The following is an 11,784-nucleotide window of genomic DNA, read 5'->3' as shown; positions in this document are numbered from 1 at the left end:
GACGTGAAAATCAGTCACTTCATTCGTCGATTTATATGTATCCTAATTACATTAAAAATCATCGACATCGTGGTAGCCATGATGCATCTATCAAAGGGTTACAATCAGCTGACAGCACTGTGCATCGCATTCACCCTGCTTGTCATTGGCTACTGCATCCTACCAAAATCAGACAAACACTTTATTAAAACCATCAAAAACAACCTCAGTCGTCATCAAACGTATACGTTTAAAAGGACGCCCGTCGTTTCAAACCAGATGACGTATCAAAATCGAGCTGTCGATATCTCCAGACAACAATACCAAGCACAAGCGACTCCCTATCTAAACGAACTATCGATGTTAAAGCGTCAATTAGACGAGATGAACGAGCGCATTGAATCGCAAAAGGCCTACCGTAATCAGTTGAGCAAGCAAATCAATGAGTTAAACATCAAATACCAACAGCTAAATGAGTTAACCACTCAATACGATGGTCTAGTAGAAGATATCAAGCGCCTCCAAGACCAAAGAGATCAACTAGCAGACGCCCATGTGACCGACGAGTATCAATCATTTATGGATTATCAATCCAAACAAAAGCTGGCCACAATTGATAACTTCGACGGTTATCAGTTTGAGACATTTACCTGTGACTTACTTAAGGCCCTTGGTTTTTCAGATATCAAACGCACTCAGGGAAGCAGCGACTTTGGTGTCGACGTCTACGCCAAAAATGGTGACACCAGTTATGTATTTCAATGCAAACTATACGCCAGTCCCGTTGGTATCAAGGCGGTCCAAGAGGCCAACTCAGGGCGCAGCTACTACAATTGTAAGAAGGCCGTTGTAATTACTAACAGCTACTTCACCCCTCACGCCATCTCAGCGAGCGAGAAGTTGGATATCGACCTATGGAATAGAGATAAGCTAGCTAGTTTAATTGCTGAAGCAAATGTGTAACACTATATATGTAGAATAAATTTTAAATTTTTGCCTAAACTTTCACTTTTTTAGTAAAAATAGGTTATTATATTCACTAAATTACTTAAAAAAAATAAACATAAAAGGTATAATGTAGACATTATATAAATTTTATTAAGAAACGGGGAATGTTCTGTTGGATAGTGGTGTGATACTTTTTCAAATCATTATTGTATTAATCGCTTTCTTCTTCGCCGCATACTTTGTTGCCTGTGAATTTGCCTTAGTGCAAACCAGATACAGCATGTTGGAAGAAGAAGAAGAAACCAAGGGTAAGTCAAAGAAGCTTGCTCGTGAAATGCACATGCTCACTAACCTAAATGACTATTTATCAACTACACAAGTGGGAGTTACCGCCTGTGGTATCCTAATGGGTTGGATTGGTGAAAGTCTTATTGTTGATGCCATCTTTGATGTTTTAGAATTAAAGCCTGGCTTAGTTGCTCAAAGTACTGCGCACGCCGTTGGTAGTGTTGTTGGTATTTTAATCCTAACTTACCTTGAAGTGGTAGTTACTGAAGTTGTTCCTAAGAACATCAGTATCGCTATGCCAAGAAAAGTTCTAGGCTACGTGGCTACTCCACTTCATTTCTTCCACACAATTTTCTATCCTGGTGTATGGGCTATCAACGTCAGTGCTGCTGGTGTTGTTAAGTTGATGGGTCTTAAGATGACAGACGAAAGTGACGAATCAATGTCACAAGCTGAAATCCTAAGCATCTCAAAGGAAGCCGTTGAAAATGGTGATCTTGAAAAGTACGATTACCTATACATGCAACGTGCCTTTGACTTTAATGATAAAGTTGCCAAGGACATCATGATTGATAGAACTCAATTGACTGTTATGGACATCAATACTCTAGTAGACGATGCCATCACAGTATACCTACAATCAAAATTCAGTCGTATTCCAGTTGTTATCGACAACAACAAAGATAACATTCTAGGTTACGTTTACTGTTACGACCTTGTTCGTCAATCAAGAGTTAACTCAAACATTCCAGTTGAACGTTTAATTCGTGATATTGGAACTGTCCCTGAAACAATGAAAATTACTGAAGTGCTTCAAAAGATGATTACTATGAGAACTCCTATTGTTGTCGTAGTTGATGAATACGGTGGTACTTCAGGTATTATTACTGATAAAGATATTTATGAAGAACTATTCGGTACTGTTCGAGACGAAATCGATCCAGCAACCAACGAATACGTCTTCAAGCAACCTAAGGGCACTTACCAAGTAAGTGGTAAGATGACTACTTATGATTTTGAGCGTTATTTCAAGACTGAAATCAAAGACTTCAGCAAATCAGATAGTGTTACCCTTTCTGGTTACTTTATCGACAATAACCCAGGTGTTCAAATCAAGCCTGGTACTGAATTCAAGGTAGATACTTTCACATTTAAGGTATTACACTTTGAAAACTCATTCATCGATTTATTCGAAGTAGACGATTTACGTGATAACCACGAGGCTATGGCCGAAAAATCTTCTGAAGAACCAAAGGATGAAGAAAGTAAAGACTAATATATAATTTTTAAATCTGTTAGAATATATTTCTAACAGATTTTTTATTTTGCCTTGAAAGGAAGCTAAACATTGAAACCAATTAGAATCCTATATATTTCAGTGGCTGGTAACACGCGTAACTTTGTGACCAACTTACAAGAATATGCTAAAAACGTACATAATGACGACGACAACAACCCATTAATTGAGTTAGAGGAAATCACCGATCAATCAGACTTTGATGATGAAACCAGCAATTTCTTCGCATTCGTCCCTACCTACTTAGATGGCGGCAACGGCATTGATAATGGCGTCAAAGAAATGATGACCAACACTTTAGGCGAATACATCGACTACAACGACAACGCGAAATACTGTATTGGTGTTATCGGTTCAGGTAACAAGAACTTCAACGAACAATACTGTTTAACTGCCAAACGTTACGCTAAACAATTCGACGCGCCATTTGTGACCGACTTCGAACTTCGTGGAACTGACCGAGACGTGGTTAGAGTCTATGATGAATTAAAAAAATACGATAAATAAAAAGGATTCGTTTCATATCGAAACGAACCCTTTTTTATTTTGATTATTCTGTTTTACGACTGATAATCATAACCGCGAATAATGCGATTAACATTAAAACGGTAACGAAGATGAACAATGGATTGTATCCAAATCCTTCCACAAAGAATCCGGCGAATAGTGGACTAATTGCACGTCCAGCTGACATCAACGCATTGAACATCCCTTGATACTTACCCTTTTCCGACTTGGTCGATAGTTGATCAATCCAGGCAGGTACATCAGGTAGTCCCAGCATTTCACCAAATGTTAGAAAAATCATGATGGCTAAAAAGACTGGGAAAGTCTTTGCGTAAACTAAGAAGTAAAACGAAATTGCGAAGATAAATACTCCCAAGAAAACTTGGTGATTTAAATGAATTTTTAGTCGTTTACTTACGTAATTTAATATAGGTTGTCCAAATACAATCATTAGACCATTAACTGTCCAAAGCATTGAGTATGCTTCAAATGGAATGCCCATTCTAACCATATGGACAGACATAACACTTTCCCACAATGTATAACTCAAGTAGACGGTAAATACCATGATACAAATTGGGTAGATTAGTCGAACGTTAGACTTAATAATTCCCTCTTTTTCTTCCTTGATCTCTTCTTTTGGCATACTGTTATCGTAGTCTGAAAAATCGATGTTGAAGTATACAAAAGTAAGTAACCATAGCAAGATGTAAAATACCGCTGCGGTCATAAAGACAATGGAGACACCGTATTTTAGTAGGTATCCAACCATCGCAGTTCCGATTACCACCCCGATGTTTAATCCAACATATAGGATGTTGAATACCGTTCTGGTGTCCTTACTCTTAACGTTGGTAGCATATGAATTTAGAAGCGTTAGGTTAATCCCGTCTCCAAACCCTAAAACTACCATTAGAATCGCAAAGGTAGGCCATCCATGAAAGAAAATTAATGCTAAAATGGCGGCCGTCGAGACGGTAATACCAATCAAGGCCGCTTTGTATGCTGACCAATGATCAAATAGATAACCCCCGATGTAATTACCAATAATGGTAAAACCGGAAATAAATAGCAGAGATACCCCCGACACTAGTAGTGACTTATGTAAATAGTCATCAATGTACATCGTTACTAATGGCCACATGAATGCGGCACCGGAATTTAACAATAGTGAATAGAAAAATACTAAACGAAGTCCTAATTCTGTTCTTTTCTTCATGAATCCTCCCCCTTATTCAAATGTTCTAACAACAATTATAATTCATTTGAGAGCATAATATCCATTAAGAGATGTTTAAATTATTAAATTTTAGTAAAGCGTTTACATTTCTTTTGTGCTATGGATTAAAAACACTTTTTTAATTTAGCATGGTGTTATATAATAGCCTTGTATTATTAACCGAAAATGAAAGATATTTCATTTGATTCGTTAAAATTTTTCTATAAGGAGTGACGGTAATTGGCAACAGCAACTCGTGCCTTGTTCATGCTTTTTGGTGCAACAGGTGACTTAGCTAAACGTAAATTATATCCATCTATTTTTAACCTATACAAAAAAGGTTACGTAGATAACGATCACTTTGCATTAATCGGTACTGGTCGTCGTGAATGGAGCGACGAAAAGTTCCGCGAAGTAATCTTGGACTCTGTAAGTGCCAACGCTGACAGCGAAGAACAAGCAAAAGCTTTCGCTAGTCATTTTTACTACATGTCACACGACGTAACCAATCCAGAACATTACGACGCATTAAGTGACTACGCAAACAAGTTAGACCAACAATATGATATTGAAGGAAATCGTATCTTCTACATTTCCATGGCTCCTAACTTCTTTGGAACTGTAGCTAAAAACTTAAAAGCCCACAACTGTTTATCAGACAATGGCGGTTTCAACCGTTTAATTATCGAAAAACCATTCGGACGTGACTACGACACAGCTGAAAAATTAAACAATGCTTTGGCTAAATCATTTAACGAAAACCAAGTTTACAGAATTGATCATTACTTGGGTAAAGAAATGGTTCAAAACATTATTGCATTACGTTTTGGTAACCCACTAATCGAAGGTATTTGGAACAACAAGTACATTGACAACATTCAAGTAACTCTTGCTGAAAAGCTAGGTGTTGAAGAACGTGCTGGATACTATGATGGTTCAGGTGCCCTACGTGATATGGTACAAAACCACACTATGCAAATGCTTACTATTCTTGCAATGGAAGACCCTATTTCATTCAAGGACGTAGACATCCGCAGAGAAAAGATTCGTGCACTAAGAAGCATGCATGTTTACACTGAAGACGAAGCTCGTCAAAACTTCGTTCGTGGACAATATGGTGCAAACGGTGACCAAAGAGATTACCGTCACGAAGACAACGTTCCTAACGATTCAATTACCGAAACTTACGTTGCCGGTAAAGTATTGTTCGAAAACAAACGTTGGAAGAACGTTCCTTTCTACATCAGAACTGGTAAGATGCTAACTGACAAGTTTACTAGAATCGATGTTGTATTCAAGAAACCGCTAGTAGACATCTTTGCTTCTGCTAAGGGAACTGAAAGCGAATTAAACAACAACGTGCTTACTTTATTCGTAGACCCTGTTAACAAGATCATCCTACGTCTAAACGGAAAGCAAGCTGGTCAAGGTATGGAAATGCAACCACTAGACTTAACTCACACTCAAAGTGATGAAGAAAAGGCTGCTACTCCAGAACCATACGAACGTTTAATCCACGATGCTATCTTAGGTAACGCTACTAACTTTGCCAGTTGGGACGAAGTAAGTCGTGCTTGGGAATTCGCCGATGTTATCAGACATGTTTGGGATACTGACAAACCAGACTTCCCTAACTACACACCAGGTTCAATGGGACCTGATGCTGCCGACGAATTACTAGCCCGTGATGGCAGAGCTTGGGTTTTTAACTCAAAAAAATAATTTATATGACATTTAATCATTAAAATGTTAAAATCTAAGTGTATATTTATACACAATTTTCTTTAAAAAGGAAGGTTTATAATGGCTGACTCAAAAGCAAACATTGGTGTTGTTGGAATGGCTGTTATGGGTAAGAACTTAGCCCTTAACATTGAAAGCCGCGGCTTCACTGTAGGTATTTTTAACCGTTCAGCTTCAAAGACTGAAGCGGTAATGAAGGATCACGCAGACAAGAACTTGGTACCAAGTTACTCTGTTGAAGATTTTGTTAACTCACTAGAAACTCCACGTCGTATCGTTATGATGGTTAAGGCTGGTAAGCCAACTGACGCAACTATCGACTCACTATTACCTTTATTAGACAAGGGTGATATCTTAATTGATGGTGGTAACACTAACTTCCATAACACAATCGAAAGAAACGCTAGACTAGATGCATCTGGTATCAACTTTATTGGTATGGGTGTTTCTGGTGGTGAACTAGGTGCTTTACACGGTCCATCACTAATGCCTGGTGGTCAAGAAGAAGCATACAAGCTAGTTGAACCTGTTTTAACTCAAATCGCTGCTAAGGCTAGCGATGGTAAGCCATGTGTTGCTTACATCGGACCTAACGGTGCAGGTCACTACGTAAAGATGGTTCACAACGGTATTGAATACGGTGATGAACAATTAATCGACGAAAGTTACGACATTCTTCGTAACGGTGCCGGTATCGACATTGACGACCTAGCTGATATCTTCAAGGAATGGAACAAGGGTGAACTAAACAGTTACCTAATTGAAATTACTGCTGATATCTTAACTAGAAAAGACGATTTAGGTGCTGACAAGAGCAAGCCTATCGTTGACATGATCTTAGACCGTGGTGCTAACAAGGGTACTGGTAAGTGGTCATCAGAAGATGCCATGGAAGTTGGTACTGACCAATCAGTTATCACTGAATCAGTTTACGCTCGTTTCATCTCAATGCTAAAAGACGAACGTCTTGCAGCAGCTAAGGTATTAAACGGTCCTAAGGCTTCAGACATCATCAACGATGACGAAAAGAAAGACTTAGTAGAACGTGTACGTAAGGCTCTATACTTCGGTAAGATTATGAGTTACGCTCAAGGTTTCGAACAACTACGTTTCGCTTCAGAACAATATGACTGGAACTTGAAGTTCGGTGAACTAGCTCAAATCTGGCGTGAAGGATGCATTATTCGTGCCCAATTCCTACAAAACATTACTGACGCTTTCGAAAAGGATGAAAACCTAACTAACCTATTGTTAGATCCATACTTCTCAGAAATCGCTAACAAGTACCAACAAGATGCTCGTGATGTTGTTGCTCTTGCAACTAAGGCTGGTATTCCAGTTCCATCACTTTCAGCAGCTGTTAACTACTACGATTCATACCGTGCTGAAGTATTACCTGCTAACTTACTACAAGCACAACGTGACTACTTCGGTGCTCACACTTATGAACGTACTGACCGTGAAGGTAACTTCCATTACCCATGGTACACTGAACAATAATATAATTATTGATCATAATAAAAAGAGACGATTAAATCGTCTCTTTTTTAATACATACTAGTTTATAATGGTTATTAATTGCAAATGAATATAAACAAGAATATACTATAACCAATCTTGAAAAAAGAGAGGTTATTTTTTATGTCTACCGAAAAAGTCTACACGGATTATTTCTTTTACGAACCCGCTTTTAACACCCACGACGGTGGTTACATTCCTTTGGAAGCACCAAACGTGAAACAACAAAAGCTAAAGGTTCCGGAATTACTTACCCCTGACAAAGAGACTGATACTGACATGTACTACACAGTTATCTCACAAGCTGGTGAAGCACAAATTATGCCCGGTAAAGCCACTAAGACATGGGGATACAATCAAGCACTACTAGGTAAGACCATTTTATTCAAACGTGGTAAGAACATTCACGTCACTGTTAAAAACGAATTACCTGAATTAACTACCTATCACTGGCACGGTTTAAACGTTCCCGGTGATATCGATGGTGGTTGTCACACCCCTGTCTACCCAGGTGAAAGTAAGGTTTTAAACTTCAAGTGTGACCAACCCGCAGCTACCCTTTGGTTGCATGCTCATCCATGCCCATCAACCGCTGAACAAGTTTGGCACGGCCTAGCTACCGCTGTTGTCGTCAAGGATGAACATGAAGCAACCCTTCCAATCCCACGAAATTATGGTGTCGACGATATCCCCGTTATCTTACAAGATCGTCGTTTCCATGAAGACAATCAATGGGATTACAAGGCTGATTATGACCCAGATGGCGTTCAAGGTCCTACCGCAATGATTAACGGAACAGTTAATCCATACTTTGACGTCACCACCCAAAAAGTTCGTCTTCGTCTACTAGATGGTGCCAACCGTCGTGAATGGCGTTTGCACTTCTCAGACGACCTTGAATTCACTCAAATCGCAGGTGACGGTAGCCTTTTAACCCACCCTGTTAATTTTACCCACCTAATGATTACCTGTGCCGAAAGACAAGAAATTGTCGTTGATTTCGGTCAATACAAACCAGGTGATGAAGTTGTCCTATATTCTGACGATGTCCCCATCATGCATTTTAGAATCCATGAATTCGCAGAAGATAACAGCGTTATTCCTGACACCCTATTTGAAATGAACACACCCAAAGTTACTGAGAACACACCCGTCCGAAAAGTCGTTATGTCCGGTATGGATGAAGAAGTTGCCCTAGATGGTAAGAAGTTTGATATGGAAAGAATCGATGCCAAACAAACCATGGGTAACTGCGAAATCTGGGAAGTTACCAACACTAACGACTGTGAAAACGGAATGGTCCACCCATTCCACATGCATGGTTGCCAATTTGAAGTATTGGACAGAGATGGCCATGCCCCATACCCTAATGAAACCGGTCTAAAGGACACCATCGGAGTGAACCCTGATGAAACCGTCCGCTTCAAAGCGTGGTTCGATCACCCCGGCGTCTTCATGTATCACTGCCACATCATCGAACACGAAGATGGCGGTATGATGGCCCAAATCCAAGTCGATGACCCAGACCACCCACAAGAATTCCATCTAACTAAGATGGATGACTTAATGAAGGCATTCGCAAAAGAACGTGGCGTTGCCGTCGAAGACCTCGACTTAAGCGGTATGTCTTGTTACGACCACATGGAAAATATGGATCACTGTAATATGTAAAAAGAGAACCTAATCATTGATATGATTAGGTTCTTTTTGCATTTTGATTAGATGATGAAAAATATTTATATCAATTTATAAGTGAAATGTTGTCAAAATATAATAATTGGTGTACAATAAACATTGTAATAAAACTAGAAAAAGGAGTGAACAACATATGACTGAATTAACTTTTGATCCAGGAGCGTCGAAAGATCATTCTATCAAGGGAAAATTGATGTCAGAAGTTGTTTCAATTCTAAACAAATAGAATTGAGATGACCTTTGACAGTTAATTTTCCCGAAATCAACATAATCAATATAGATTATTTAGATGGAGAATTAACTGTTGTTGGTTATCTCAGTATCCTTTAGCTGCATGCTTAACGGTGAAACGTTAATTAACAGTGAAATGTTAGCAGCTAATAACAGTAATTTAAAATTAAATATTAATAATTGCTTGATGATGCTTCACCTTCTAGGGAACTAGTTGGGGAGGTATGGACAACAGTTTATACTACTACTAAATTTTAAGAACAGATAAACTGAGTAATTATGAGATTACACAAAAATCTTCGTTGAGTCTGCGGGGACGTAGATTTACGCCAAAGTAATTGCTACTTATCTGTATCAATATTAATTATAAAAGAGACAACTTTGTAGGTTGTCTCTTTTCTTGTGTTAAACACAAGGAAAAAGACCGGATCAAATTGATTCGGTCTTTTTATTTACGCTTTTGAAATAAGTAAGTTACGTCTATAATTTCTAATCGAATATAAGCTATTTTTAGCTTCTATGGGCTTATATTAATCTTTATGATTAATTACACAAGTAAGATGATAATTAGTTAAAAATGCCGTTTTTTAGTTTTCAGTATGGTTTAATTATTTTAAAAAAAGACCTAATCCAAATGGATTAGGTCTTTTAAATTAGTTTATTTATGAATTCCGATTGATTGTAAATATTTAGCTTCTTTATCAGGATCGAATTCTTTTTCAGACTTACCAATAATCACTGTTGCTAGTGAGTTACCGATAACGTTAACTGCGGTTCTTGCCATATCGATGAAACGGTCAATTCCGGCAATGAATGTTAAACCAGAAACAGGAATACCAACAGTTGAAACGGTTGCTAATAGAACAACGAATGAAGCACCAGGAACACCGGCCATACCCTTTGAAGTAATCATTAGGGCAACTAATAGAGTAAGTTGTTGACCTATGCTTAGGTGAATTCCGTATGCTTGAGCTAGGAATAATGCAGCAAGTGATTGATAAATTGCTGAACCATCAAGGTTAAATGTATAACCCGTTGGGATTACGAATGAAACGATTGATGGGCTAACACCAAACTTAGTCATCTTGTCGATACTTCTTGGTAGTGCAGCTTCTGAACTGGCAGTTGAGAATGCTAGTACGGCTTCTTCCTTAACCACCTTTAGAAGGTCAGTAATCTTGAAACCAAAGATTCTAGCAGCTAGTCCCATAACAACAAGTACGAATACCATCATTGTTAGGTAAGTTAATAGCACGAAGTAACTTAGTGGAGCTAATGCAGAAACACCAAGTTCAGCTAGAGTAACACCAATTAATGCACAAACACCAATTGGAGATAATTTCATGATCCAACCAGTAATCTTGAACATTACTTGTGATACAGCGTTTAAGAAATCAACGATAATCTTACCCTTTTCACCAACAGCAGCAGTACCTAAACCAAAGAATACTGAGAATACGATGATTGGCATCATATCACCAGAAGCAATTGAGTTAAATACGTTTACCGGAATTAGGTTGATTAATGTACCCCAGATTCCAGTGTGGTTTGCAGTCTTAGCGGTAGTCATGTATTGGGTAATATCAGTAGCGTGTAATGAATGCACGTTAATGAAGTCACCAGGATGGAAAACATTACCAACAACTAAACCTAAAACAATGGCAATTGTAGTCATAATTTCGAAGTATAGAATGGTCTTTCCACCAATACGGCCTAACTTATGGATATCACCAATGTTGGCAATCCCAACAGTTAAACATGAAACAACGATTGGGACAACGATCATTTGAATCAAACGAATGAACATAGTACCAACACTTTGCATTGCAGTAATTGCAGTAGCGTTCTTGTAGAACACTAGACCTAGGATGATACCTAAAATTAAACCAATTAGGATCTGCCACCCTAGTGTTATTTTAAATTTCTTCATTACGAAGCCTCTCCTTAATATGTATTAATATAATTTTATCATAAATCACGAATAATATCCCCGTTCAATAATGAAAATGTACCTAAATAACGATAAAAGACAAACTATTTTATGTAGTTTTACGATAGTAATTCAGATATTAACATTATGGTGTGCCCCTGAATTAACGAAATATCTCTATTTCCATTCAAATCCTGTAGTTAATCAAGTGTGATCAGCACACCTCTTTAATTTTATCATAAAAAGTAATGTATCGTTTTGAATGTACAAAAAAAGAGCTACCAAACGGTAACTCTTTTATAAATTGCGCGGCGACTTCCTACCCTTGCAGAGGGCGATCCCTCAACTACTATCGGCGTTTAGAAGCTTAACTTCTGTGTTCGGCATGGGAACAGGTGTATCCTTCTAGCTATCGCCACCACACTATTT

8 protein-coding genes and 1 rRNA gene are annotated in these 11,784 nt (G+C 38.3%); 6 read left to right on the top strand and 3 right to left on the bottom strand.

What is annotated here, in order from left to right; genetic code table 11:
* The first annotated feature begins 3 nt into the window (after positions 1-3).
* The 3 genes from KTJ72_RS07175 (at position 4) to nrdI (ending at position 3,019) form a co-directional block, all read left to right on the top strand.
* A complete protein-coding gene (locus tag KTJ72_RS07175; RefSeq protein WP_217304450.1) occupies positions 4-942 on the top strand; it encodes a restriction endonuclease in 939 nt (312 codons plus the stop codon).
* A gap of 157 nt (positions 943-1,099) precedes the next feature.
* Entirely contained in the window at positions 1,100-2,491 is a 1,392-nt protein-coding gene (locus KTJ72_RS06595) for a hemolysin family protein (RefSeq protein WP_217304449.1), read from the top strand.
* 72 nt (positions 2,492-2,563) lie between these two features.
* A complete protein-coding gene (gene nrdI, locus KTJ72_RS06590) occupies positions 2,564-3,019 on the top strand; it encodes a class Ib ribonucleoside-diphosphate reductase assembly flavoprotein NrdI (protein WP_041152477.1) in 456 nt (151 codons plus the stop codon).
* A gap of 43 nt (positions 3,020-3,062) precedes the next feature.
* On the opposite strand, the gene KTJ72_RS06585 is transcribed toward nrdI, so the two are convergent.
* Positions 3,063-4,238 carry an MFS transporter gene (locus KTJ72_RS06585; RefSeq protein WP_057197215.1) on the bottom strand — a complete coding sequence of 392 codons (1,176 nt, stop codon included), beginning with the start codon at positions 4,236-4,238 and terminating at the stop codon, positions 3,063-3,065.
* Positions 4,239-4,478: 240 nt separating this feature from the next.
* On the opposite strand from KTJ72_RS06585, the gene zwf reads away from it, so the two are divergent.
* From zwf to KTJ72_RS06570, 3 genes are all read left to right on the top strand, one after another.
* On the top strand, positions 4,479-5,960 hold the full coding sequence (gene zwf / locus KTJ72_RS06580) for a glucose-6-phosphate dehydrogenase (RefSeq protein ID WP_217304448.1): 1,482 nt from the start codon (positions 4,479-4,481) through the stop codon (positions 5,958-5,960).
* Between the two features lie 81 nt (positions 5,961-6,041).
* Positions 6,042-7,481: an NADP-dependent phosphogluconate dehydrogenase gene (gene gndA, locus KTJ72_RS06575; RefSeq protein WP_053794978.1), complete on the top strand. Its 1,440-nt coding sequence runs from the start codon at positions 6,042-6,044 to the stop codon at positions 7,479-7,481.
* 141 nt (positions 7,482-7,622) lie between these two features.
* Positions 7,623-9,170, top strand: coding sequence for a multicopper oxidase family protein (locus KTJ72_RS06570; RefSeq protein ID WP_217304447.1), 1,548 nt, complete (start codon positions 7,623-7,625; stop codon positions 9,168-9,170).
* A gap of 913 nt (positions 9,171-10,083) precedes the next feature.
* Here the strand turns inward: KTJ72_RS06570 and KTJ72_RS06565 are convergent.
* Both KTJ72_RS06565 and rrf read right to left on the bottom strand, forming a co-directional pair.
* Complete coding sequence (locus tag KTJ72_RS06565; RefSeq protein WP_217304446.1) at positions 10,084-11,355, bottom strand: cation:dicarboxylate symporter family transporter; 1,272 nt, start codon at positions 11,353-11,355, stop codon at positions 10,084-10,086.
* 306 nt (positions 11,356-11,661) lie between these two features.
* Positions 11,662-11,778 (bottom strand): 5S ribosomal RNA (gene rrf, locus KTJ72_RS06560).
* Positions 11,779-11,784 lie beyond the last annotated feature (6 nt).

Origin of the sequence: Apilactobacillus waqarii, assembly GCF_019061205.1 — a bacterium.
Classification (GTDB): Bacteria; Bacillota; Bacilli; order Lactobacillales; family Lactobacillaceae; genus Apilactobacillus; species Apilactobacillus waqarii.
The sequence above is the reverse complement of the archived record's forward strand: the minus strand, read 5'-3'. Positions and strand labels throughout refer to the sequence as shown.

Excerpts from the sequence above, each read along its gene's own strand:
- gndA (WP_053794978.1), top strand. The coding sequence starts at position 6,042 with ATGGCTGACTCAAAAGCAAACATTGGTGTTGTTGGAATGGCTGTTATG.
- KTJ72_RS06585 (WP_057197215.1), bottom strand. The coding sequence starts at position 4,238 with ATGAAGAAAAGAACAGAATTAGGACTTCGTTTAGTATTTTTCTATTCA.
- KTJ72_RS06570 (WP_217304447.1), top strand. The coding sequence starts at position 7,623 with ATGTCTACCGAAAAAGTCTACACGGATTATTTCTTTTACGAACCCGCT.
- KTJ72_RS06565 (WP_217304446.1), bottom strand. The coding sequence starts at position 11,355 with ATGAAGAAATTTAAAATAACACTAGGGTGGCAGATCCTAATTGGTTTA.